This window comes from Mycolicibacterium austroafricanum, from assembly GCF_902705885.1.
In the GTDB taxonomy this organism is placed as follows: Bacteria; Actinomycetota; Actinomycetes; order Mycobacteriales; family Mycobacteriaceae; genus Mycobacterium; species Mycobacterium vanbaalenii_A.
The window spans coordinates 22,288-44,534 of the sequence record NZ_CACSIP010000036.1; the positions used below are offsets into that span (position 1 = coordinate 22,288).

Genomic DNA, 22,247 nt, shown 5'->3' on the forward strand with positions numbered 1-22,247 from the left:
GTCCGGGGCGGCGTCGCGGCGGCCCCCGCGACGAGGTTCCGCCGCCACAGGGCTGCTTGGGCTAGTGTGGCGGTAATAGCAGCGGGCCGACAGTTCGGCTCTAGCCGAGGCTGCTGCGCGAGGAGTGTGATCGCGAGTGGGAGCGCCGAAGACCATCAGTAGCCGGGCGTCGGCCCGGGCGGGATCTTCGGCTGTGCGCGCCCTTCACGAACTCTTTGTCGCCGGGCACGTCGACGCGTCCTACCTCGACTCCGCTCCGATCCGACCGGTGGTGGCCGAGAGCTGGCGACGCAGCCTCGCTACCGGCGTCGACCCGGATCGTGACGGAGCGTTGTGCTCCGCGATGACACTGAGCCTGGCGCGGATGCGCGAGACGCACCCGCTGGCCCCGGCGCTTCCCTTGATCCGGCGGCTGCTCGTGGATGACGCCGTCGACTCCGGCGTGTTGGTCGCCGTCACCGCAGCCGACGGCACCGTGCTGTGGGTCGAGGGCGATCGGAAGGCGGTTCGCAAGGCCGAGGCAATGGATTTTGTGCCCGGCGCCGACTGGAGTGAACGCAATGCGGGCACCAACGCACCGGGCACTGCGCTGGCACTCGACCGTGAGCTGCAGATCCGTAGCTCTGAGCACTTTTCCCGGATCGTCCAGCCCTGGAGTTGCAGTGCTGTGCCGGTCCACGATCCGACGACCGGTGTTCTTCTCGGTTGCATCGACCTCACCGGCGGTGCCGACGCCGCCACCCCGCAGACCCTTGCGCTGGTGCGGGCCACGGCGGTCGCGGTGGAGAACCACCTCGCCCTGCTACGGGTGACCGAGCCGGATGGCCGTGCCGATGGTGCCGCCGGGAGGGCACAGCTGCGGGTGCTCGGAGCGCGACGAGCCCGGTGGCAGTTCACCGACCAGAACGGCAGTCTGCGCACCGCGACCCTCACCCCGCGCCACGCCGACATCCTGGTGTTGCTGCACCGTCACCCCGAAGGCCTGACTGCCGACCACCTCGCGTTGCTGCTCGACGACAAGGAACTCGACGTCGTCACCGTCCGCGCGGAGATGTCACGGCTGCGGCGCGTCATCGATCCCGCGGTGGTGTTGTCTCGGCCGTACCGATTGTTGCAGCCGGTCGACAGCGATCTGGGTTCGGTGTTCAGCCATCTGCATGCCGGCGATGTCGAGGCGGCTCTGAACAGCTACGCGGGGTCTCTGCTGCCACAGTCGATGTCCCCCGCGATAGGCCGCCTCCGCGCCGAACTGAGCGCCAGTGTGCGTGGCGCCGTCATGGCGACGGGTGACGTGTCGTTGCTTCGACGCTGGCTGGAGCTGCCGGAAGGACGCGACGACCGCGACGGCTGGCGCCTTCTGCACGACCGCGCCCAGGTCGGGTCGGTCGGCCGGGCACAGGCCCGCGGGCATCTGCTCGGGCTGGATTTGGACTTGGGTTGAGCTGGTCGCCCTTTGGTCTGGAGATGGCGTTTTGACCTGCGGTGACGCTCGCGGGTAAGCTCCGTCGTTGGCGTGCGCTGGCCTTCGGGCCGCCGGTCGCCTCGGGTCCCCGCCGGTCGCCGAGGCAGTCCACAGCCCACGCTTGACCGGCACTCCGGGTCACCGGGGATCCAACCCTAGAGAAGAAGGTAAGCGCTGTGCCTACGTACACGCCGAAGGCGGGTGACACCACACGCACGTGGTATGTCATCGACGCCACGGACGTGGTGCTCGGCCGGCTCGCCGTCGAAGCAGCGAAGCTGCTGCGCGGCAAGCACAAGCCGACGTTCACGCCCAATGTCGACGGCGGTGACTTCGTCATCGTCATCAACGCAGACAAGGTCGCCATCAGCGGCGACAAGCTCCAGAAGAAGTTCGCTTACCGTCACTCGGGCTATCCGGGTGGGCTGCGCAGGCGGGCCCTCGGCGACGAGATGGAAAAGCACGCCGACCGCGTCGTCGAGCGGGCCATCGTCGGCATGATCCCGCACACCAAGCTCGGACGTCAGATTCAGAAGAAGTTGAAGGTCTACGTCGGTGCCGATCATCCGCACACCGCTCAGCAGCCGGTTCCGTACGAGATCAAGCAGGTGGCCCAGTGACCGAGACCCCCGAGATGACCTCTGACATCGCCGCGACCAGCGAGACCGAGGTGGCCGCCGGAGCCGAGGCGGCTCCCCGCGAGCCCGTCGTGATGGATCGTCCGATCCAGACCGTCGGCCGCCGCAAGGAAGCCGTGGTGCGGGTGCGCCTGGTGCCCGGCACCGGCCAGTTCAACCTCGACGGCCGTTCGTTGGAGAACTATTTCCCCAACAAGGTGCATCAGCAGCTGATCAAGGCCCCGCTGGTGACCGTCGACCGGTTGGAGAGCTTCGACGTCTACGCCCACCTCGATGGTGGCGGTCCGTCCGGGCAGGCCGGCGCGCTGCGCCTGGCGATCGCCCGCGCACTCATCATCGTGCAGCCTGAGGACCGGCCGGCGCTGAAGAAGGCCGGATTCCTCACCCGTGATCCGCGTGCCATCGAGCGCAAGAAGTACGGACTCAAGAAGGCCCGTAAGGCGCCTCAGTACAGCAAGCGCTGATCGATCCACGGTATGGCGCCCGGCCAACTCGCACTGCGAGTGGCCGGGCGTCATTCGTCTCCGGGGTGGGTACTCGCCTGGACGGAAGGAGACACCGATGATGAACGTGGTCAAGAATGCCGCGGCCATGCCGAAGGAGAAGGTGAGTAGGGTCCCCGCCGTCACGGTGTGGGTCCCCGCCGTCACGGTGTGAGGTCTCGCCCGGATATCGATTCGGCGCCGGCACGGACGTCGACAGCCGCGGTTGGCCCTCAAACCACTATTTGTGAGAGGTTGTCTCCCATGGCTCGACTGTTCGGCACCGATGGAGTGCGCGGGGTCGCCAACCAGGAACTGACCGCCGAGTTGGCGGTGGCACTGGGTGGCGCAGCGGCTCGTCGGCTGCTCCGAACCGGCGAGACCCGCAGACGGGTCGCCGTGGTCGGACGTGATCCGCGTGCCAGCGGTGAGATGCTCGAGGCGGCGGTGATCGCCGGTCTGACGAGCGAGGGCGTGGACGCACTGCGGGTCGGCGTGCTGCCGACACCGGCGGTGGCGTATCTGACCAGCGCTTACGACGCCGATTTCGGGGTCATGATCTCCGCGTCGCACAACCCGATGCCCGACAACGGCATCAAGATCTTCGGCCCCGGCGGGCACAAGCTCGACGACGCGACCGAGGACCGCATCGAGGACCTGGTCCGTCAGGGGCCCGGAACGCGACCGACCGGCGCCGGTATCGGCCGCGTCGTCAGGGCTGATGACGCGTTGGAGCGGTACTTGCGCCACGCCGGCAAGGCCGCGACCACCCGGCTCGAGGAGCTCACCGTCGTCGTCGACTGTGCCCACGGCGCGGCGTGGGACGCGGCGCCGCGTGCCTACCGGGCCGCCGGCGCCAACGTGATCCCGATCCATGCCGAGCCCGATGGCCTGAACATCAACGACGGATGCGGGTCCACCCACATGGAGGCGCTGCGCTCTGCCGTGGTGTCCTACGGCGCCGACCTGGGCCTGGCCCACGACGGTGACGCCGACCGCTGCCTTGCCGTCGACAGCCACGGTCGTGTCATCGACGGCGACGCGATCATGGTGGTGCTGGCGCTGGCCATGCACGAGGCGGGGGAACTCGCCTCCGACACCCTGGTTGCCACCGTGATGAGCAACCTCGGCCTGCACATGGCGATGCGCTCCGCGGGTATCCACGTCCGCACCACCGGTGTCGGTGACCGCTACGTGCTCGAAGAACTGCGGGCGGGTCAATACTCGATCGGCGGGGAGCAGTCCGGCCATCTGGTGATGCCGGCGTTCGGCACCACCGGAGACGGCATCGTCACCGGCCTGCGGTTGATGTCGCGGATGGCGCAGACCCGTCGCAGCCTGGCCGACCTCGCGGCGCCGATGAAGACGTTGCCGCAGGTGCTGATCAACGTCGGCGTGACGGACAAGGCCACGGTTGCCGACGCTCCGGCGGTCCGGGAAGCCGTCGCCCGGGTGACCGCCGAACTCGGCGACACAGGGCGGATCCTGTTGCGCCCGTCCGGAACCGAACAGGTGGTCCGCGTCATGGTGGAAGCCGTCGACGAGGACACCGCCCGACAGATGGCGGTGCGTGTCGCGGAATCGGTCAGCGCGCAGGGGTAGTCCGCCGAATCCGGGGGAACCGACTGGGCCTCACCGACGTCCAAACCCATATGGGCTATGCAGACGCGACGCGCGTCGACGTGGAGGCGGTGCACGCGATCGCGCGCGAATACGAGACAGCCGCGGCGATCGTCGATGCGGCCGTGCGAACACATCTCGGCGAACTCGCTTTCGGCGCGGCCTCCGCGGGACGTGCTCATCTGGCCCATGGGGACACGCTCCGCACGGCCCTCGCCGACCTGGTCACGGCGCTGCGGCAGTGGTCACGGGCAGCCGAAGAGATCGCCGCGGCGTTGCGCTCGTCGGCAGACCGCTACCGGGACGCGGACGCGCGGGTCGCCGGACGGGTGGGGTAGGCGGCAGCGATGGCCGAGGTGTTCGATGTCGCGTCACGGCTGGCCGACGGCAGACCTGCCGTCGAGAACCTGCAGCACTACGTGTGGGCCTGCCGGCAGCTCGGCTACCAGCATCCCGACCTGACGCTGCACCCCGGCCAGCTACGGGACTGGTACAGCACCGAGGACGGCATGGACCTTGTTGTGCTGCAGGGAGACTGGCTGGCACTCGAGGCGGCTGCCGGGGCCTCGCAGGACGCGCTGACGGTTCAGGACCGGCAGCTCACGGCGCTCGCGGCAGCGTGGCAGGGTAGCGGCGCGCAAGCCTCTCGTGATTTTCTGCGTCGCCACCGCGAAGCGGCCGCGGCCGCGGCGGCGGCGGTGCGCACCGCCGCCGAAGCCGTGGGGGCGCTGCGAGAGAGCTTGTGGCGAGCGGTCGACACGAAGGTGCAGGCCGTTGTCGCGATCGAGGGTTCCGTCCAGGCCCAGCGTGCGGATTGGCTGGCAGCCGCCAGCACTGTGACAACCGGCGCGGGGGACCGGGCAGCAGCCACCGAGTTGATCGATCAGGCCGTCAGGCCGTTCGTGGACAACGGCGTTCGCGTTGAAGCGCTCACTGCGATGCGTGCCGCGATGTCCTCGGTCACCGACGCCTACCAGCGTGCGGCCGCCGAGATCGCAGCGCAGCTTCGGCCGGTGTTCGAAGTGCCGGGAGACCTCGGTCCAGGGTGGAGTGCACCGCCCGCGGCCGTCTGCGAGGACGAGGCCCGATGTGAGGACGAGGCCCGATGTGAGGAGAGCGGTTCCCCCAGCGTGGTCGCCGGCCCCGGACCAGGCCCCGTGGCCGCAGTGCCGCCTGCTCCCGCCGCATGGACCGGACCGTCCCCTGCTACCGTGCCCGCCTCGGCCATCCCGGCGCCGGACGCTGCTGCAGAACAACCAGTTCCGTCGCTGCCGCAGGCGCCGTCGCTGGGCGGCATGGGCTCCGGCATGCCGGACCTCGGCGGTGGTCTGTCGGGGCTCGGGCAGCCATTCGCCGACATGCTCGGCGGGCTGGTGGGAGGTGGCGGGCTGGACGGCGCTGTCCCGGAACCGCCGGAACTCGACGTCCCTGAGCTCGATGACACCGTCGAAGACGAGGCTCCCCACGAGAAGCCCGAGGAGGAGGAGCCCGACGAGGAGCCTGACGAGGAGCCTGAAGTGGAAGCCGAAGGGGACGCCACGGTTGAACTCGCGGCGGACGAATGCGCCGAACCCGAACTGATACCCGCCGAACCGGCGCCGGCCCCGACACCTGCGCCGCCGCCTGCGGAACCATTGCCACCGGTCGACATCGCGCCGGCCGACCCGGTGGCCTCCGAGCAGACACCGTGTGCCATCGCCGCAGACGAACTGCCCCAGGTCGGAGATCCGCCGGAGTAGCCTGCCCGACGTGAGGCCCGGCGCAGGGCTTCGGCTGCGACGGTCAACGAGCCAGGTGCCGGCTGATCACCAACCGCTGAATCTGGTTGGTGCCCTCGAAGATCTGCATGATCTTGGCTTCCCTCATGTAGCGCTCGACGCGGTAGTCGCGGGTGTAGCCGGCGCCACCGAACACCTGAACCGCATCGGTGGTCACCTTCATGGCCGCGTCGGTGGCGACCAGCTTGGCAACCGATGCCTGGCGCGAGTACGGCATGCCCGCGTCGCGTCGGCGGGCGGCGTCGAGATAGGTGGCCCGCGCGGAGTCCACGGCCGCGGCCATGTCGGCAAGCACGAACGCCAGCCCCTGATGGTCGATGATCTTGCGACCGAAGGTGGTTCGTTCCTGGCTGTAGTTCACCGCCTCGTCGAGGGCTGCCTGGGCGAGGCCGGTGGCCACCGCGGCGATCCCGAGGCGACCGGAATCCAATGCACTGAAGGCGATCTGGAGACCTTGGCCCTCCGCGCCGATGCGCCTGTCGGCGGCGACGAATGCATCTTCGTAGTGTGCCGTGGTGGTCGGGACCGCGTGCAGCCCCATCTTCTCCTCGGGTTTGCCGAACGTCAGACCCGGGGTGTCCTTCGGGACCAGGAAGCAGGAAATGCCTGCGGACCCTTCTCCGGTGCGGGCGAACAGGTTGTAGAAGTCTGCGATTCCGCCGTGGGTGATCCAGGCCTTGGCCCCGGTGATGCGGTAGCCGTCCTCGACCCCGGTGGCTTTGCAGGAGAGAGCGGCGGCATCAGAACCCGCCTGGGGTTCGGACAGACTGTAGGCGCCGACCGTGGACCCGCCGAGCATGTCGGGCAGCCAGCGTTGCTGTTGTTCGTCGCTGCCGAAGGCGAAGAGCGGATGACACGACAGGCTGTGCACACTGACCGCGACCGCGACCGCCGCCCAGCGTGCCGCGAGCTCCTCGAGCACCTGCAGGTACACCTCGTAGGGTTGACCGCCGCCGCCCCACTGTTCGGGGTACGGCAGGCTCAGCAGCCCGGCAGCACCGAGCGTGCTGAAGACGCCGACCGGGTACGTTTCTTCCTTCTCATGCTGATCGACGACCGGTTCGAGCGCCTTGTCGGCGATCTGCCGAGCGAGCTCGATCAGCTCATGTGATTCGTCGGTGGGGAGCAGGCGGTCCACGGCCATACCAGGAACAGTACTACAGGATTATTTGCAGTACTATTCGGTCATGGCCAGGCCGACGTTCGCTACCAGGCGGCGCACCGAGCTGTTCGACTCGCTGGTGGCGCTGCTGCTGGCCGAGGGGTTTGCGCATCTGACGCTCGACGACATTGCGGCGAGGCTGCGTTGTTCGAAGTCCACGCTCTACACGCTGGCCGGGAGCAAAGAGCAGTTGGTGCAGGCGGCCACCGTGCATTTCTTCCGTTCGGCGACCGAGTTCGTCGAGGCACAGGTCGCTGAGGCATCGGGGGCCCGCGCCCGCATCGCCGCTTACCTGTCGGCGGTCGGGACTGCGCTCGATCCCGCGTCCGACCAGTTCATGGTCGACCTCAATGCCTTCGCCCCGGCGCGCGCGGTGTACGAGCGCAACACCAGTGCCGCCGCGGGCCGGGTGCAGGAGTTGATCGCCGAAGGTGTTGTGGCAGGCGATTTCCGGGACGTGCACGCAGCGTTCGCCGCCGACTTGGTGGCCACCGTGATGGTGCGGATCCAGCAGCGTGCGGTGCGGGAGAACACCGGACTCGACGACGCGGACGCCTACCGGGAGCTGGCCGCGATCCTCACCGGCGGGATCGAGGCCTGAGCCGCTATTTGGTTCTGCGCATCGATCCCAGCACCAGGCGGTCGGCCGCCAACTCGTAGGCCTGCCCCGGGGTCAGGGACTCCACCGACCGCAGCATCTTCCGGATCTCGGTGTGGACGCGCGGCTGTGCTCGCACCAGCGACTGCACCCGCCGCCCAATCGCCTCGTCCAGCGCCGCGACGTCGTCGGTGACCTCGTTGAGCAGCCCGAGTCGTACCGCCTCGTCTCCCGACACCGGCTCGCCGGTCGCGGTGAGCCAGAACGCTTCCCGGCGTCCCACGATGGCGGGTAGCCAGGCCAACACCAGTGCGGGTGCCAGGTCGATCCGCACCTCCGGAAAGTTCAGCCGGGCAGCTCGCGTGGCCACCGCCACATCGCACAGCGCTGCGAGGCCGACACCAAAACCGGCGGCGTCGCCGTGGACGCGCGCCACCGTCACAAGTCGGGTGGCGGCGAGTGCCTCGTTGAGCGCGATCAGGCGCTGAACCTCTACCGGGAGGTCGTCTGGTGTCGCGGCCGTGCGTTCGCGGCCGAGGCAGAAGTGCTCGCCGGCAGCGCTCAACACCAGCACGTGCACTTCCGGAGGCGGGTCGGCCAAGACCGCCGCGAGGGCGTCGCACATGGCCATGGTCATCAGGTTGCCGTCAGGCGCGTCGAGCATTGCTGTCAATACCGCACCGTCGTGCTCGAAGGACAGTCCGTCGGCGACGGGTAGATCCGTGAGTGAGATCGTCATCAGTTCAACCGCTCCAATGCCACGTCGCCATACCAGTCCACATCGCTGTCGGCAGTGCGTATCGTCACCGCCCGCACATGGGTGAAGTCATCGAAGGATTCCCAGCCGCCTTCCCGGCCGTGACCGCTTTCCCGCACGCCTCCCCACGGGGAGCACGGATCCAGCCGGTGGTGGTCGTTGACCCACACGATGCCCTGCTCGAGCTTGGAGGCCACGCGGTGCGCTCTGGCCACGTCGCGCGTCCAGATCGATGAGCCGAGTCCATACGGAGAGTCGTTCGCGATGCTCACCGCCTCGGACTCGTCGCTGAAGGGGATCACCACCAGCACCGGTCCGAAGATCTCCTCACGGGCAACCCGCATCTGGTTGTTGACACCGGAAAGTACGGTCGGGGCAACAAAATAGCCGTCGAGGTCTTCGATCTCAGGCGCGTACCCACCGGTGGCCACGGTGGCGCCCTCGGAGCGGCCGATCTCCACATAGTCGAGGATGCGGGTCCGCGCCCGATCCGAGATCACCGGCCCGAGTTGAGTTCCGGGCTGGCTCGGGTCACCGATGCGAATGCGCTCGGCCTGCTCGACGAGTGCCGCGACGAACTCGTCGTAGATCGTCTCCTGGACCAGGATACGGGTGCCGGCAATACATGTCTGGCCGGCTCCGATGAAACCGCCGAACGCGGCGCCCCGCGCAGCCACCGAAACGGGGACGTCGTCGAACACCAGAACCGGTGTCTTGCCGCCCAGTTCAACTGTCGATTTCGCGAAGCGGCGGGCGGTCGCCATCGAAATCGATCTGCCGACCTCGGTGCCGCCCGTGAATACCACCTTGTCGACCAGCGGATGCTCGGCCAGCCTCGCGCCGGTGACCGGGCCCAGACCCGGTACCACGTTGAGCACCCCGGGTGGGATACCGGCTTCCAGGGCCAGCGAACCCACGAGCAGTGCGGTCAGTGGCGTCTGCTCCGACGGCTTGAGGACGACGCTGTTCCCGGTCGCCAGCGCCGGTGCCACGCTCTTTGACGCAATCATCAGGGGATGGTTGAACGACGACAGCGTGGCGACGACGCCCAGCGGGAAGCGTGAAGTGTAGGAATGGTATTCGCCGGACATCGGTACCACGGCAGTGCGCGAGGCGAGGAGCAGAGCGGCGTTGTACCGGTACCACTCCGGCAGCCGGGTGATCTGAGCTTTCGTCTCGGTGATCGGCCTCCCGTTGTTGACCGTCTCCAGCCGGTACAGCTCCTGCATGTCGCGCTCGAGCAGGTCACCGAACCGGTGCAGGATCCGCGACCGCTCCTGAATCGACAACTGGGACCAGACGCCGGCGTCGAAGGCTGACCGCGCCGAGGACACCGCGTCGTCGGTGTCCTCGACGCTGGCGCTGTGGCAGCGTGCAAACACCTTCGCGGTGGCGGGATTGATCAGTTCGAGTAGGTCGCCACCGCCGGACCGGTGTTCGCCGTTGATCAGCAGTGCGTGTGCCGATTCACCGTTTGTGCCCAGAAGCATCGGTGCTGCCGAGGACGTGGACTGTTCAGGCATGAGGTGGCCTCTTCTTCGTTGAGGGTCAGGCGTGTGCGGGGGCGGGAACCGGCTTCGCGGCGGACTCGAGGTCCTCGAATCGCCGCAGGATCGATGACTCCAGTACTGCGACCTTCTCGTTGGAGGCCTTGCGCGGTCTGGGCAGATCGACCGGGATGTCCTCGTGGATGGTCCCGCCGGGAGCGAGCATCAGGATGCGGTCGGACAATTCGGCGGCCTCACTGACGTCGTGCGTGACGAACACAACCGTCTTGCGTGTCGCTGCCCAGAGTTCCTGCAAATGTCCGCGCAGGCCCCGGGCGGTGAGGGCGTCGAGGTGGCTGAACGGCTCGTCCATCAGGAGCACGTCGGGTTCGACCGAGAGCGCTCGGGCGATGCCGACCCGCTGTTGCTGGCCGCCCGAGAGCTGACCCGGCCACTTCTTCTCGGCGTGGCCGAGGCCGACGCGCCGCAGTGCCTCGTGCACCCGCTCTTTGGCCGCATCGTCGTGGGTGCGTTGGACATACATCAGGTTGTCGAAGATCGAACGCCAGGGGAGCAGTCGGGGCTCCTGGAACACGTAGGCCAGCTTGCCCGGCCGATCGGAGGACCCGATCGACACCGAACCTCCGGACGCCGTCTCGATTCCCGCGATGATGTTGAGCAGAGTGGTCTTCCCGCAACCCGATGGGCCGACCAGAGAGACGAACGAACGGTCGGCGATCTCGAAGTCGATGCCGTCGATGACGGTCTGGGGTCCGGTCGGGGTGGTGAACACCTTGACCAGATTCTTCACGTGGACTGTGGCCATGATGAGGCTCTTTTCTGTTCGGGTGTCAGGCGGCCGGTGCCGCAGCGGGGGTGGTATTCGCGGATTCGGCGTCACGCCAACGGAACGCGCGGCGTGACAATCGCTCGAGCACAACCCGGTCGGTGAGGACCATGAAGAGGATGAAGAAGGCGATCCAGGCGACGAAGCCTGGCATCTGATTGGCGTCGTACCAGTACCTGGCCTGATGACCGACACCGTCCGCCGACCCGAACCACTCCGACAGCAGCAGCCCGTTCCAGCCGGACATGACGCCGAATCGGATGCCGGCGACGGTGTATCCGGTGACCGCCGGAAGGACCACGTGGCGCAGCCGCCGGGCCGGCGTCACGCCGTAGGAGTTCGACATGTCCAGCAGCGCGGGCGGTATGGAGCGTGCTCCGGCTGCCACGTTGACGACCACGAACGGTACCGCCGAGAGCACCACGGTGACGATCGGTGCGGTGTCGGAGAAGCCGAACCACATGGCGCACAGCAGCGCCCAGATCACCGCTGGGATCGCCAGGCCGACCAAGTTGACGTCGCCGAACATGTCGTCGAAGAGCCGCGATGACCCGATGGCGAGGCCGATGGCGATGCCGATGGCGATCGAGATGGCCATGCCGATCCCGAAGCGCTGCATGCTGATCGCGAAGTTGAAGAAGAACTCCCCGCGCTCGACCTCTCTGATCGCGGCCGCGATGACGGGCGCGGGCCCCGGGATGCGGTCGCCGTACATGCCGGCCACCTGCCACAGCAGCAGGAAGACGACTGCGGCGGCCACGCTGGCGCCGAACGGTCCGGTGAGCCAGTGCGTCTGCGACGCGCGATCAGGTGTGGTGCGCTCGGTGGTGGGTGCGGTCATGTCAGCGACCCCCTCTCCATGCGAAGAACCGGCGTTCGAGGCCGGCGAGGAACACCCGCTCGATCAGCAGGATGAACAGGACGAAGAATCCGGTCCACGCCAACACGCCGGCGACCGAGAACTCCTGGTAGGACTGGCGAATCATGAATCCGATCCCGCTTCGCCCGCCGAACACCTCGGTGAGCGCCTCCACCTTCCACGCCATCGCGAAGCCGTACCGCAGCGCGGCGAACAGGAACGGCATGATCGAGGGCAGGAACACCGAGCGCAGGATGGCGCCGCGGTTCAGGCCGTATACCGCGCTCATGTCGATCAGGTTCCGGTCGACCTCCTCGACGCCCTGCGCCACGTTGAGCGCCACGTAGGGGAGTGCGACGAAGGCCACGACGACGATCGGACCGATGGCGCCGATCCCGAACAGGATCAGGGCGAACACCGCGAACGCCAGACCGGGCACGTTGCCCAGGACGAGCAGCGGTTGTTGAAAGAAGTAATTCCAATACCGCATGCGCCCCATCAGAAGTCCCAGGGGGACGCCCACCACTGTGCCGATGGCGAAGCCCACGGCGATCTTGACGATGCTGGAGCCGAACTGGACGAACGCGGTGCCGTCAGCGGCGAGGTGCCACATCTCGGCGCCGACCGTCCAGGGCGCCGGCAGCACGTACGGGGTGAAGAAGAACAGCGAGCACGCCGACCAGACGGCGAACAGGGCGACGTATCCAGTCAGTGCCAGGCCGGTACGTCGCAGGTTTCTGCTGATCGCGCCGGGGGGTGCATCCCCGGCGGCCGGGGGTGCACCTCCCTCGGCGCGCTCGGCGGTGGTGGCGGTCATGACCCGTTGCCACCCTCAGAAACCCGGAAGTTGGGCAGCGCCTGGTCCTGCTCCATGAAGCCCGTCTCCTTCAGCAGCGGGAAGACCTGGGATTCACCGTCGGCCCACTGTTGGTCGAAACGCACGTTGCGGACGAACCAGTCGTTTTCGTCGACGTACTCCTGGACGAAAGCGACGTCCTCGGGTGCCTCGACGGCGAAGTGCTGCGGATAGGTCTCGATGATCTCGGTCTTGTTCTGCTCCCACTCCTGCAGTCCGCGCTGCCAGACGTCGAGGAAGAACTCCACCTGCTCAGGATTCTCCTCGGCCCATTCGGCGCCGGCGAGGAACACGTTGATCATCGGACCTTCGTGGCCTTCGACGACCAGGTCGGCATACATGTCCTTGGAGGCCTTGCCGTCGTAGAGCACCTTGAGCTCGCCGGAGCGCAGGCCCGGGGTGGCGAATTCGGGGAGGCACACGCACGCTGCGACCTCACCGCGTTGGACCAGGTCGGCCTGCTGCTGCGGGTCGGCCACGATGATGTTGTAATCCCCTCCGCCGGCGCGGAAGTCGACATCATGGAGCTTTTTCGCGTAGGCGCCCCATACCAGCGTCGCCGACACCGAGGTGAAGGCCGAGATGTCCTCGCCCTGCAGGTCGGCCAAGGTGTTGGCGGGATTGTCGGCCCGGGCGATGATCACGCTGCGGTCCATGTTGTACTTGCCGATCACCACGGTGTTGCGCCCGGTCTCCTCCTCGATGACGGGCACCTCGTAGCTCGCGGACGATACGATGTCGGCGTGGCCGCCGGCGAATACGCCGAACTCGTCCCAGGTCGACGACGCCTCGATGTTGATGCCCGACTCGGCCTCCATCTCGTTGAGGATCCCCTGGTCGGTGATGTAGTCCCACACCGGATCCGGCGCGAAGGTGAATCGAATGGTGCCACCGTCACCGCCGGCGTTCTGGTCGGGTCTGGAGACACAGGCCGAGAGGGCCACCGCGGTGGTCGCCGCCAGGACTGCGGCTGTGAGTCGTCGTGCGAGACCGTTCACTGGTTCGTTCCCTTCAACTGAGCGTGAGGCGCCGATGCCTCTGACGCGGACAATGGCACTGCATCGTGCAGCGTGACGAAATCGTCTCCGCCTGTGGCAGTGGGATTTTCGAGAAGATAGGTGAGGATGTAGTCGTGTGAGGTCGCGAGGTGCTCGCGGGTGAGCCGGGCAGCGAGGGCGGCATCGCCACCCTCGACGGCGGCCATGATGGCGACGTGCTCGGCATGCAGGTGCTCGGTATGGCCGATGACCTCGAGATGGACGTACAGGTACCGGTCGGTGAGCCGGCGAAGCTGCTCAACGAGCTCGATCATCCGTGGTCTGTTGGCCCGCATGTACACGGCGGCGTGGAAGTCCGCGTTGGCGGCCAACCAGGCGCGGGCGTCGACGTTCTCTTCCATGATCACCAATTGCTTGCGCATGGTGAGGATGTCGGCACGGCCGACGTTGGGCACCGCGATCTGGGTGGCGACCGGTTCGACGGCCTCCCGGAGTTCATAGAGCTCCTGCAGTTCGGGCACCGACATGCCGGTGACGACTGCCGTGGCGTTCGACGTCGGGTGCACCAGCCCTTCGCCCGCGAGCAGTTGAAGGGCATCGCGCACCGGGATCCGGCTGACGCCGAAGCGCTCTGCGAGGCGCAACTGGGACAGCCGCGATCCGGGGGCGATCTCACCGTGGAGAATCCCGCTGCGCAGCTCGGAGGCGACCCGACCGGCGGCATTTTGGTATGCCATCTTCTCTCCTTGTCTACCGAATGACTGAACTGTATACAGCAGATGCTGTGGCGTCAATCACTTCGTTGACAGGAAATGGCGGTCGTCACATATGACGGTGGGGCGCGGCGAAGGCGATTCACTCGCCCGCGCCGTCAGTCGGCGACGTTGAACGAGAACGGCGCGCGGTCGTCCAAACGCGACGTGTCCCAGCTTGGCTTGGTACGGGTGCCTTAAATAGGCACCGAGACGAACGCGACGTCGTCGGTGAACTCGGTCATAGCAGCGACTGTAATTCCTCCACGAACGCCACGGTCTCGCGTCGGTCCCCTGAAAGCGGATGGACCAGCAGCGTTGTCACCCCGGCCTCGGCGAACGCCGCGACCCGTTCCTTGACGAAGCCACGCGGCCCCACCAACGACACCTGGCGAACGAGCTCATCAGGTACCGCGTCGATCGCTTCGGCCTTCTTGCCCGCCAGGTACAGATCCTGAATGTGGTCGGCAACCTCGCCGAAGCCGTAGCGCGTCGCGAGGTTGTGATAGAAGTTTCGCCCTCGGGCACCCATCCCGCCGATGTAGAGCGCCAATTGTGGTTTCGCCCAAGCCAATCGGTCGTCCACATCGTCGCCGATCGCCAGACTCGCGCTCACCATGACGTCCAGCGGGCCCAGCGCGGGGTCGCGTTTGGCGGCGCCTGCGCGCAGCGCCGCGCCCCAGACCTCGTCGGCTTTCTCGGGGTAGAAGAACACCGGCTGCCAGCCCTCGGCGATCTCGGCGGTGAGCTCGACGTTCTTCGGGCCCAGCGCGGCGATGGTGATCGGGATCCGTTCCCGCACCGGATGGTTGATCAGCTTGAGGGGCTTTCCCAGTCCGGTGCCGCGCTCGGCCGGCAGCGGAACCTGGTAGTACCTGCCGTCGTAGGTGACCCGCTCGCGCCGCCACACCTGCCGGCAGATCTCGACGACCTCGCGGGTGCGGCCCAGCGGCGCGTCGAACGGCACTCCGTGGAAGCCCTCCACGACCTGCGGGCCCGACGTTCCGAGCCCGAGCCGGAACCGGCCGTCGGAGACGTAGTCGAGTCCGGCGGCCGTCATCGCCATCAACGCGGGCGTGCGTGAGTAGATCGGGACGACGCCCGTGCCCAGCTCGATCCGCGAGGTTCGGGCCGCCAGAAAGCCCAGTTGGCTGACCGCGTCGTAGGAGTACGCCTCGGCGACCAGGGCGATGTCCACACCGATCTTCTCGAGCTCGACCACCTCGTCGACCGCATCGAGGAAGCCGCCGGCGTAACTGAGAAAGATGCCCGTCCGCATTGCCTTCTGCATTTGTCAGGTATACACCCAACCAACCGGTTGGGCGCAGCGGGCCCCGGGCTGGCTCAGGGCTTCAGCAGCGCGACGACCTTGTTCTCGAGGTCGACGGGGTCGTCGGCGAACGGGTCCATCACCTGCGTCTTCGGCAGGTCGGCCTCGGGATCGGCGAAGGACTTGTAGTCCTTGTCGTCGGTCAGCATGTGAAGCAGGTAGCCGGTCATCAGCGCGCGGACAATCTTCTGCGTCCCTCTGTCGGCGCCCGGCAGTCCGACCGCCGGGGCAAGGCGGCGGCCTTCGACGAGGCCACCGGCCTTGGTCTTGGAGGTGGTGCGCAGAGTGGCTGTCTTCCACGAACGGGCCAGTTCGACGGCGTTGGAACGCAGTGACATCGGGTCGCTGGGGTCCACCAGGATCAGCCCCGGAACCGCCAACCCCGCCGCAGGCTCCTCCGCGGACGGTTTGGTGAGCAGCGGATACGCCGCGAACACCGCGCGGGGTTTGGCGGCCATGCCCGCGGCGGCGAACACCGCAGCCGAGGCGCCGAACCCGTGGCCCGCGACGCCCAGCTTCGCTGGGTGCACGCTGATCTCGCCGGTGCCCAGTCGCACACCGGCAATGATGTCCAGCGCGGTGCCGAGGTCATAGGCCAGGTTGAGCACCGACGGCACCAGCCCGGTCTCGGTGTTGGGCGCGGCGGCCACGATTCCCCACGACGCCAGATGTTCCAGCGTTCCGTGGTACCGATCAGCCGATGTGATCCAGTCGTGCCCGAACGCGACCCCGGGCAGATTCTTGCCGGCAACCGGGGTGTACACGACGCCCGGGAGTCCGGCAAAGGCCAGGTCACCGCGCATGACGCGGTGTGGGCCACGGCGGGTCAACGCGCCAAAGAGCTTCTTCGTGCGGGCCACCCGATGACCGTATCCCACCGGGGGGAGCGGCGTTCCTGCACTACCCTGGACGGCTATGTGCGGAATCGTCGGCTACGTCGGGCAGCGTCCTGCCTGCGCCATCGTCGTCGACGCGCTACGGCGCATGGAGTACCGGGGCTACGACTCGGCCGGCGTCGCGCTCCTCGACGGCCACGGGGGTCTCACCGTCCGTCGCAAGGCGGGCCGCCTGGCCAACCTCGAAGGTGCTCTCGGCGAGGCCGGGGCCGATCAGCTCGTCGGTGCCACCGGTCTCGGCCACACCCGGTGGGCCACCCACGGCAGGCCGACCGATCGCAATGCGCACCCGCATCGGGATGCCTCAGGCAAGGTCGCCGTGGTGCACAACGGCATCATCGAGAACCACGCCGCGCTGCGTGCCGAGCTCGAGGGCTACGGGGTGGAGTTCGCCAGCGACACCGACACCGAGGTGGCGGTCCACATGGTCGCGCGTGAATTCGCCGGTGGTGAGCACGCCGGGGACTTCGCCGCATCGGCGCTGGCGGTGCTTCGCCGGCTCGAAGGGCATTTCACGCTGGTGTTCGCGCACGCCGACGAGCCGGGCACGATCGTGGCCGCCCGCCGGTCGACGCCGCTGGTTCTCGGCGTCGGCGACGGTGAGATGTTCGTCGGCTCGGACGTCTCGGCGTTCATCGAGCACACCCGCGAGGCCGTCGAACTCGGCCAGGATCAGGCGGTCGTGGTCACCGCCGACGGTTACCGCATCACGAACTTCGAGGGTGTGCCGGCGGATCCCGTGACCGACTACCGAACCTTCCACATCGACTGGGACACGTCGGCCGCCGAAAAGGGCGGCTACGAGTACTTCATGCTCAAGGAGATCGCCGAGCAGCCCGCCGCGGTGTCCGACACCCTGCTCGGTCACTTCATCGACAACCGCATCGTCCTCGACGAGCAGCGCCTGTCCGACCAGGAACTGCGCGAGATCGACAAGGTCTTCATCGTCGCCTGCGGAACTGCGTTCCACTCCGGGCTGCTGGCCAAGTACGCGATCGAACACTGGACCCGGCTGCCCGTGGAGGTCGAGCTCGCCAGCGAGTTCCGTTACCGCGACCCGGTTCTGGACAGCCACACACTGGTGGTGGCCATTTCGCAGTCCGGCGAGACGGCCGACACGCTCGAGGCGGTGCGGCACGCCAAGGAGCAGAAGGCCAAGGTGCTCGCGATCTGCAACACCAACGGCAGCCAGATCCCGCGGGAATGTGATGCGGTGCTCTACACCCGTGCGGGTCCGGAGATCGGCGTGGCGTCGACGAAGACGTTCCTGGCGCAGATCGCCGCCAGTTATCTTGTCGGACTGGCACTTGCGCAGGCTCGCGGCACCAAGTACCCGGATGAGGTGGCCCGTGAGTATCACGATCTGGAGGCGATGCCGGACTTGATCTCGCGGGTGCTGGCCACCACAGATCCCGTCGTGGCGCTCGCTCACCGTTTCGCCCCGTCGCAGACCGTGCTGTTCCTCGGTCGCCATGTGGGATACCCGGTCGCCCTCGAAGGTGCGTTAAAGCTCAAGGAACTGGCCTACATGCACGCCGAGGGATTCGCCGCCGGTGAGCTCAAGCACGGCCCGATCGCGCTGATCGAGGACGACCTGCCGGTCATCGTCGTGATGCCGTCGCCGAAGAACGCGGCGATGCTGCACTCGAAGCTGCTGTCCAACATCCGGGAGATCCAGGCGCGCGGCGCCGTCACGATCGTCATCGCCGAGGAAGGCGACGAGACGGTGCGACCGTACGCCGATCATCTGATCGAAATCCCTTCCGTGCCAACGCTCTATCAGCCTCTGCTGTCGACGATCCCGCTGCAGGTGTTCGCCGCCGGTGTCGCCCAGGCCCGGGGATACGACGTCGACAAGCCGCGGAACCTGGCGAAGTCGGTCACCGTCGAATAGTGCCCGTGGCCGACGTCGGGTACTTCCGCAGCAGTGTTGCGCGCGCGCACTTCCTGACCGCGTACGACGCCGGCATGGCTCGGTTGCCCGCCTTCGACGCCGAGTTCGACATTGCCACGTCGTTCGGAACGGTACGTGCGTACCGGTTCGGTGACAGGTCCGGGTCGACGCCGGTGGTGCTGTTGCCGGGACGCAACGCCGCCACCCCGATGTGGCGCGCCAACCTGCCCGGACTGGTGACCCGTCGCACGGTCTACTCGCTCGACCTGCTCGGGGAGGCGGGCTGCAGTGTGCAGACCGCACCGATCACCACCGCCCAGGATCAGGCCCGGTGGCTCGAGGAGGCGCTCGCCGGCCTCGACCTCCCGCGTGTCCACATGCTCGGGGCGTCGATCGGTGGTTGGGCCGTCACCAACCACGCATGCCGGTTCCCGGACCGGGTGGCGTCGGTGACGCTGCTCGATCCGGTGTGCACCTTCGCGCGCATTCCTTTTCGCACTCTCGCGTTCTCGGCGGTGATGGCGTTGCCCGCAGTGCCGGAGAAAGCACGCAGGTGGTTCCTGAGTTGGATCTCCGGCGGGGAGGCCGTCGACGATTCATTGCCCGAAGCGCGGCTCATCGCCGCGGCGATGGCGGACTTCGTGCTGCGACTGCCGCCGCCGGCAAGCATCACCGACGCACAGTTGCGCGGCCTGGATGTGCCGGTGTTGGCATTTTTCGGCGGACGCAGCGTGATGCTCGACGCTGACAGCGCCGCCCACCGGGCGCGGTCGCTGGTGCCGCACGCCCAGGTCGAGGTGTATCAAGACGCCTCTCACGCGATCAACGGCGAGTACGCCGAGCAGATCGCCGAGCGGGCGCACCGTTTCTGGGACACGGTGGACAGCTGAGGCTGCAGTGACGGTGTCCGGGCTGTGTCGAAAAAGCGGCGTCTAAATAGAGTTGCACCTCCGCTGCGGCTGCGCCCGGTTGTTCTTTCCATGGAAGTCCCCGGGATGGATGAGGCCTGTGCTCGTCGACGACGCGGTGCGCGGCCGCGAGAGCTGACCCGAATCCGCTACGCGGGCAGCCGCAGCCCGCTGTCGGTATCGAAGCGGTGTACCTCCGACGCGGCGGCCGAGAGCGCCACCGTGGCGCCCACCGGGAGCTCGGGCAGGGCAGCCGCGCTGACGACGCTGGTGAGGATGTGTTCGCCGGCCCGCACGGTGACGATCGCGCGCGGTCCGAGCAATTCGACCAGCTCGACGGTCGCCGAACCGTCCTGGTCCGGCGAGAGCTCGAGGTCGTCCGGGCGGATCCCGATCGTCACCGCCGTTGCCTGGGGTCCGCCGACCGCGATCCGCAGACCCGACTGGGTGCGCAGTTCACCCGCGGCGACCGCACCGTCGATCAGGTTCATCTTCGGGCTGCCGACGAAGGCCGCGACGAACGTGTCCGCCGGGTGACGGTAGACGTCTTCAGGCGGGCCGGCCTGTGCGATGTGGCCGTCCCGCATCACCACGATGCGGTCTGACAGCGTCATCGCCTCCTCCTGGTCGTGGGTGACGTACAGCGACGTGACACCGAGGCGGCGCTGCAGCCGTAGCAGCTCGGTGCGAGTCTCCACCCGCAGCTTGGCGTCGAGGTTGCTCAGCGGCTCGTCGAACAGGAACACCGCCGGTTCGCGGATGATCGCGCGGCCGATCGCCACCCGCTGCTGCTGACCGCCGGAGAGGTCTTTGGGCTTGCGGCCCACCAGGTGGCCCAGCCCCAGCGAGGCAGCGATGTCGTCGGCCCGTCGCAACGCCTCGGGTCGCGGAGTTTTCTTGGCGCGCAACGGGAAGGCGATGTTCTCCCGGACCGTGAGATGCGGATAGAGCGCATAGTTCTGGAACACCATCGCGATGTCGCGTTGTTTGGGTTCCAGACGGGTGACGTCCTGGCCACCGATGCGGATGTTGCCCGAGGTCACCTCTTCCAGGCCGGCCAGCATGCGCAGTGAGGTCGTCTTGCCGCAACCCGAGGGGCCGACCAGCACCGTCATGCTGCCGTCGGCGAGTTCCAGGTCGAGGCCGGACACCACGGTGGTGGCGCCGTAGGACTTGGTGACCCCGGAGAAGCTGACTGTTGCCATGTATGAGACCTCGCTTATCAGTACTTGACCGCGCCGCCGCTGATGCCCTGCACCAGACGTCGCTGGATGAAGAAGCTCGCCACCACCACCGGGATGATGGCGATCATGATCGCGGCGCTCATCGCACCGATCTGCACGCCGCGGAACGTGTTGAAGCTCGAGATCGCGACGGGCAAGATGGCGGCGTTGCCTGGGGCGAGGATCAGTCCGTAGAACATGTCGTTCCAGGACAGGGTGAAGCCGAAGATCCCGGCGGCACCGATGCCCGGGAACACCTGTGGCAACACCACCAACCGGAACGCCTGCCACCGGGTGAACCCGTCGACGCGGGCCTGTTCCTCCAGCGAGGACGGTACGGCCTCGAAGAAGCCGATCAGGAACCAGGTCACAAGCGGCAGAACAAAACTCAGGTGCGCAAAGATCACCGGCAGCAGCGTGTCGGTCATCCGCAGCGCCTGCGCCATGGTCAGGAACGGAAACACCATGACGGCCGGCGGGACGACCTGGGCGGCGAGCATCCCGAAACGGGTCAACGATCCGCCGGCGCGGTACTTGGCGATCACGTAGGCGCCCATGCTCCCGACGACCAGACTCACCGACACGGTGACGACACCGACGATCAGGCTGCGTCCCGCGGCCGCGAAGATCCCCGAGTCCAGCACCGAGCGCCAGTTCTCCAGCGTCGGACTGAACGCCAGCAGGAACGGCTCGGCCATCTGGCCCGAGGTCTTGAAGCTCGCCAGCGCCACCCAGACGATGGGGAACAACACGAACACGAACGTCGCCGTCAGTACAGCGATCCGGATGATCTCCAGCCAGCGTGGTCGGGTCATCGTGCCTTGCTTCTCTCCATGGTCCGGAACGCCACCACGATCACGGCCAGCACCAGCACCAGCACGATGAACGCCATCGCGCTGGCCGCGGCGAGCCGGAAGAACTGGATGCCCTCCAGATACATGAAGTACTGCAGGGTTTCGGTCTCGGTGCCCGGCCCGCCGCGGGTGGTCGCGTAGACGTACTCGAACACCCGCAGCGCATCGAGGCCGCGCAGCAGCACGGCCACGGTCAGCACCGGTGCCAGCATCGGGATCAGCACCCGGCGCAGCTGGTAGACCGGGCCGGCGCCGTCCACCCGGGCGGCTTCCAGCGGCTGCTTGGGCATCGATTCGAGCCCCGCCAGGATGAGCAGCACCATGAACGGCGTCCACTGCCACACGTCGATGAACGCCAACGTCAGCAGTGCCCGTCCGGGGCCGAAGAAGTCGTAGCCGGCACCCACGGCGTGCAACAGAGCGGGCACCGCGCCGATCTGGTCGTTGAGCAGGAACCGGAAGATCAACCCGACCGCGATCGGCGTGATGAACATCGGCGCCAGCACGATCGCGCGTGCCAGGTCCTTGGCCCAGCGCTGCCGGTACAGCGCCAGCGCCACCGCGAAACCGAGGACGAGTTCCAGGCTCACCGCCACCACGACGTAGATCGCGGTGGTCGCGAAGGCATCCCAGAACGCCGAATTGTCCAGAGCGTCAGAGAAGTTGGCGACACCGACGATGTCCGGCGTGCCCCGGTCGGTCAGCTCGTAGTCGGTGACCGACAGGTACAGCGCATAACAGAGTGGGAATCCGACGGCCACGGCGAACAGCGTCAGCAGCGGCGCCAGCATGCCGTACTTGAACCTCATCGGCGCATACCTTCCGGCGCGACCGCCGGATTCCCGT

At 67.4% G+C, this 22,247-nt stretch carries 22 protein-coding genes; 9 read left to right on the plus strand and 13 right to left on the minus strand.

Going from position 1 to position 22,247, the window contains the following annotated elements:
- Positions 1-136: 136 nt before the first annotated feature.
- The 6 genes from BEMPMBAN_RS22695 to BEMPMBAN_RS22720 all read left to right on the plus strand — a co-directional run bounded on the left by BEMPMBAN_RS22695 (position 137) and on the right by BEMPMBAN_RS22720 (position 5,941).
- On the plus strand, positions 137-1,441 hold the full coding sequence (locus BEMPMBAN_RS22695) for a helix-turn-helix domain-containing protein (RefSeq protein WP_200846088.1): 1,305 nt from the start codon (positions 137-139) through the stop codon (positions 1,439-1,441).
- Positions 1,442-1,638: 197 nt separating this feature from the next.
- Positions 1,639-2,082 (plus strand): 50S ribosomal protein L13, encoded by a 444-nt coding sequence (rplM, locus tag BEMPMBAN_RS22700; protein WP_159233522.1) that lies wholly within the window; start codon positions 1,639-1,641, stop codon positions 2,080-2,082.
- Positions 2,083-2,096: 14 nt separating this feature from the next.
- Positions 2,097-2,564 (plus strand): 30S ribosomal protein S9, encoded by a 468-nt coding sequence (gene rpsI / locus BEMPMBAN_RS22705; RefSeq protein WP_159233554.1) that lies wholly within the window; start codon positions 2,097-2,099, stop codon positions 2,562-2,564.
- A 282-nt stretch (positions 2,565-2,846) separates the two neighbouring features.
- Positions 2,847-4,184, plus strand: coding sequence for a phosphoglucosamine mutase (gene glmM / locus BEMPMBAN_RS22710; protein WP_159233523.1), 1,338 nt, complete (start codon positions 2,847-2,849; stop codon positions 4,182-4,184).
- Positions 4,185-4,234: 50 nt separating this feature from the next.
- Positions 4,235-4,540: a type VII secretion target gene (locus tag BEMPMBAN_RS22715; protein ID WP_159233524.1), complete on the plus strand. Its 306-nt coding sequence runs from the start codon at positions 4,235-4,237 to the stop codon at positions 4,538-4,540.
- 9 nt (positions 4,541-4,549) lie between these two features.
- Positions 4,550-5,941, plus strand: coding sequence for a hypothetical protein (locus tag BEMPMBAN_RS22720; protein WP_159233525.1), 1,392 nt, complete (start codon positions 4,550-4,552; stop codon positions 5,939-5,941).
- Between the two features lie 43 nt (positions 5,942-5,984).
- Here BEMPMBAN_RS22720 and BEMPMBAN_RS22725 read toward each other — a convergent pair whose 3' ends face one another.
- Complete coding sequence (locus BEMPMBAN_RS22725; RefSeq protein WP_159233526.1) at positions 5,985-7,124, minus strand: acyl-CoA dehydrogenase family protein; 1,140 nt, start codon at positions 7,122-7,124, stop codon at positions 5,985-5,987.
- A 43-nt stretch (positions 7,125-7,167) separates the two neighbouring features.
- On the opposite strand from BEMPMBAN_RS22725, the gene BEMPMBAN_RS22730 reads away from it, so the two are divergent.
- On the plus strand, positions 7,168-7,743 hold the full coding sequence (locus BEMPMBAN_RS22730) for a TetR/AcrR family transcriptional regulator (protein ID WP_159233527.1): 576 nt from the start codon (positions 7,168-7,170) through the stop codon (positions 7,741-7,743).
- 4 nt (positions 7,744-7,747) lie between these two features.
- On the opposite strand, the gene BEMPMBAN_RS22735 is transcribed toward BEMPMBAN_RS22730, so the two are convergent.
- The 9 genes from BEMPMBAN_RS22735 to BEMPMBAN_RS22775 form a co-directional block, all read right to left on the minus strand.
- A complete protein-coding gene (locus BEMPMBAN_RS22735) occupies positions 7,748-8,479 on the minus strand; it encodes an enoyl-CoA hydratase/isomerase family protein (RefSeq protein WP_159233528.1) in 732 nt (243 codons plus the stop codon).
- On the minus strand, positions 8,479-10,020 hold the full coding sequence (locus BEMPMBAN_RS22740; RefSeq protein WP_234897645.1) for an aldehyde dehydrogenase: 1,542 nt from the start codon (positions 10,018-10,020) through the stop codon (positions 8,479-8,481). Before BEMPMBAN_RS22740 ends, BEMPMBAN_RS22735 begins: the two co-directional genes overlap by 1 nt.
- 25 nt (positions 10,021-10,045) lie before the next feature.
- The gene (locus BEMPMBAN_RS22745) at positions 10,046-10,810 is read right to left on the minus strand and encodes an ABC transporter ATP-binding protein (RefSeq protein WP_159233529.1); all 765 of its coding nucleotides are present in this window, start codon (positions 10,808-10,810) and stop codon (positions 10,046-10,048) included.
- A 25-nt stretch (positions 10,811-10,835) separates the two neighbouring features.
- Positions 10,836-11,672 carry an ABC transporter permease gene (locus BEMPMBAN_RS22750; protein ID WP_159233530.1) on the minus strand — a complete coding sequence of 279 codons (837 nt, stop codon included), beginning with the start codon at positions 11,670-11,672 and terminating at the stop codon, positions 10,836-10,838.
- Between the two features lies 1 nt (position 11,673).
- Entirely contained in the window at positions 11,674-12,507 is an 834-nt protein-coding gene (locus BEMPMBAN_RS22755; protein ID WP_159233531.1) for an ABC transporter permease, read from the minus strand.
- Positions 12,504-13,544: an ABC transporter substrate-binding protein gene (locus tag BEMPMBAN_RS22760; RefSeq protein WP_159233532.1), complete on the minus strand. Its 1,041-nt coding sequence runs from the start codon at positions 13,542-13,544 to the stop codon at positions 12,504-12,506. The genes BEMPMBAN_RS22755 and BEMPMBAN_RS22760 overlap by 4 nt, the downstream gene beginning before the upstream one ends.
- Positions 13,541-14,281: a GntR family transcriptional regulator gene (locus tag BEMPMBAN_RS22765; protein ID WP_159233533.1), complete on the minus strand. Its 741-nt coding sequence runs from the start codon at positions 14,279-14,281 to the stop codon at positions 13,541-13,543. Before BEMPMBAN_RS22765 ends, BEMPMBAN_RS22760 begins: the two co-directional genes overlap by 4 nt.
- A gap of 256 nt (positions 14,282-14,537) precedes the next feature.
- Entirely contained in the window at positions 14,538-15,575 is a 1,038-nt protein-coding gene (locus BEMPMBAN_RS22770; protein ID WP_159233556.1) for an LLM class F420-dependent oxidoreductase, read from the minus strand.
- 65 nt (positions 15,576-15,640) lie between these two features.
- A complete protein-coding gene (locus BEMPMBAN_RS22775; RefSeq protein WP_159233534.1) occupies positions 15,641-16,486 on the minus strand; it encodes a dienelactone hydrolase family protein in 846 nt (281 codons plus the stop codon).
- Positions 16,487-16,541: 55 nt separating this feature from the next.
- On the opposite strand from BEMPMBAN_RS22775, the gene glmS reads away from it, so the two are divergent.
- Together glmS and BEMPMBAN_RS22785 are read left to right on the plus strand one after the other, a co-directional pair.
- Entirely contained in the window at positions 16,542-18,416 is a 1,875-nt protein-coding gene (gene glmS / locus BEMPMBAN_RS22780; protein WP_159233535.1) for a glutamine--fructose-6-phosphate transaminase (isomerizing), read from the plus strand.
- Positions 18,416-19,306, plus strand: a complete 891-nt coding sequence (locus tag BEMPMBAN_RS22785; RefSeq protein WP_425295003.1) for an alpha/beta fold hydrolase — start codon at positions 18,416-18,418, stop codon at positions 19,304-19,306. The genes glmS and BEMPMBAN_RS22785 overlap by 1 nt, the downstream gene beginning before the upstream one ends.
- A 167-nt stretch (positions 19,307-19,473) precedes the next feature.
- Here BEMPMBAN_RS22785 and BEMPMBAN_RS22790 read toward each other — a convergent pair whose 3' ends face one another.
- From BEMPMBAN_RS22790 to BEMPMBAN_RS22800, 3 genes are read right to left on the minus strand one after another with little or no spacing between them, the layout of a single operon-like run.
- Complete coding sequence (locus BEMPMBAN_RS22790) at positions 19,474-20,529, minus strand: ABC transporter ATP-binding protein (RefSeq protein ID WP_159233536.1); 1,056 nt, start codon at positions 20,527-20,529, stop codon at positions 19,474-19,476.
- A 17-nt stretch (positions 20,530-20,546) separates the two neighbouring features.
- Positions 20,547-21,362 carry a carbohydrate ABC transporter permease gene (locus BEMPMBAN_RS22795; protein ID WP_159233537.1) on the minus strand — a complete coding sequence of 272 codons (816 nt, stop codon included), beginning with the start codon at positions 21,360-21,362 and terminating at the stop codon, positions 20,547-20,549.
- Positions 21,359-22,210, minus strand: a complete 852-nt coding sequence (locus tag BEMPMBAN_RS22800; protein ID WP_159233538.1) for a carbohydrate ABC transporter permease — start codon at positions 22,208-22,210, stop codon at positions 21,359-21,361. The genes BEMPMBAN_RS22795 and BEMPMBAN_RS22800 overlap by 4 nt, the downstream gene beginning before the upstream one ends.
- Positions 22,211-22,247: the final 37 nt, after the last annotated feature.

Excerpts from the sequence above, each read along its gene's own strand:
- rpsI (WP_159233554.1), top strand. The coding sequence starts at position 2,097 with ATGACCTCTGACATCGCCGCGACCAGCGAGACCGAGGTGGCCGCCGGA.
- glmM (WP_159233523.1), top strand. The coding sequence starts at position 2,847 with ATGGCTCGACTGTTCGGCACCGATGGAGTGCGCGGGGTCGCCAACCAG.
- BEMPMBAN_RS22715 (WP_159233524.1), top strand. The coding sequence starts at position 4,235 with ATGGGCTATGCAGACGCGACGCGCGTCGACGTGGAGGCGGTGCACGCG.
- BEMPMBAN_RS22720 (WP_159233525.1), top strand. The coding sequence starts at position 4,550 with ATGGCCGAGGTGTTCGATGTCGCGTCACGGCTGGCCGACGGCAGACCT.
- BEMPMBAN_RS22725 (WP_159233526.1), bottom strand. The coding sequence starts at position 7,124 with ATGGCCGTGGACCGCCTGCTCCCCACCGACGAATCACATGAGCTGATC.
- BEMPMBAN_RS22730 (WP_159233527.1), top strand. The coding sequence starts at position 7,168 with ATGGCCAGGCCGACGTTCGCTACCAGGCGGCGCACCGAGCTGTTCGAC.
- BEMPMBAN_RS22735 (WP_159233528.1), bottom strand. The coding sequence starts at position 8,479 with ATGACGATCTCACTCACGGATCTACCCGTCGCCGACGGACTGTCCTTC.
- BEMPMBAN_RS22740 (WP_234897645.1), bottom strand. The coding sequence starts at position 10,020 with ATGCCTGAACAGTCCACGTCCTCGGCAGCACCGATGCTTCTGGGCACA.
- BEMPMBAN_RS22745 (WP_159233529.1), bottom strand. The coding sequence starts at position 10,810 with ATGGCCACAGTCCACGTGAAGAATCTGGTCAAGGTGTTCACCACCCCG.
- BEMPMBAN_RS22750 (WP_159233530.1), bottom strand. The coding sequence starts at position 11,672 with ATGACCGCACCCACCACCGAGCGCACCACACCTGATCGCGCGTCGCAG.
- BEMPMBAN_RS22755 (WP_159233531.1), bottom strand. The coding sequence starts at position 12,507 with ATGACCGCCACCACCGCCGAGCGCGCCGAGGGAGGTGCACCCCCGGCC.
- BEMPMBAN_RS22765 (WP_159233533.1), bottom strand. The coding sequence starts at position 14,281 with ATGGCATACCAAAATGCCGCCGGTCGGGTCGCCTCCGAGCTGCGCAGC.
- BEMPMBAN_RS22770 (WP_159233556.1), bottom strand. The coding sequence starts at position 15,575 with ATGCGGACGGGCATCTTTCTCAGTTACGCCGGCGGCTTCCTCGATGCG.
- glmS (WP_159233535.1), top strand. The coding sequence starts at position 16,542 with ATGTGCGGAATCGTCGGCTACGTCGGGCAGCGTCCTGCCTGCGCCATC.
- BEMPMBAN_RS22790 (WP_159233536.1), bottom strand. The coding sequence starts at position 20,529 with ATGGCAACAGTCAGCTTCTCCGGGGTCACCAAGTCCTACGGCGCCACC.
- BEMPMBAN_RS22795 (WP_159233537.1), bottom strand. The coding sequence starts at position 21,362 with ATGACCCGACCACGCTGGCTGGAGATCATCCGGATCGCTGTACTGACG.
- BEMPMBAN_RS22800 (WP_159233538.1), bottom strand. The coding sequence starts at position 22,210 with ATGAGGTTCAAGTACGGCATGCTGGCGCCGCTGCTGACGCTGTTCGCC.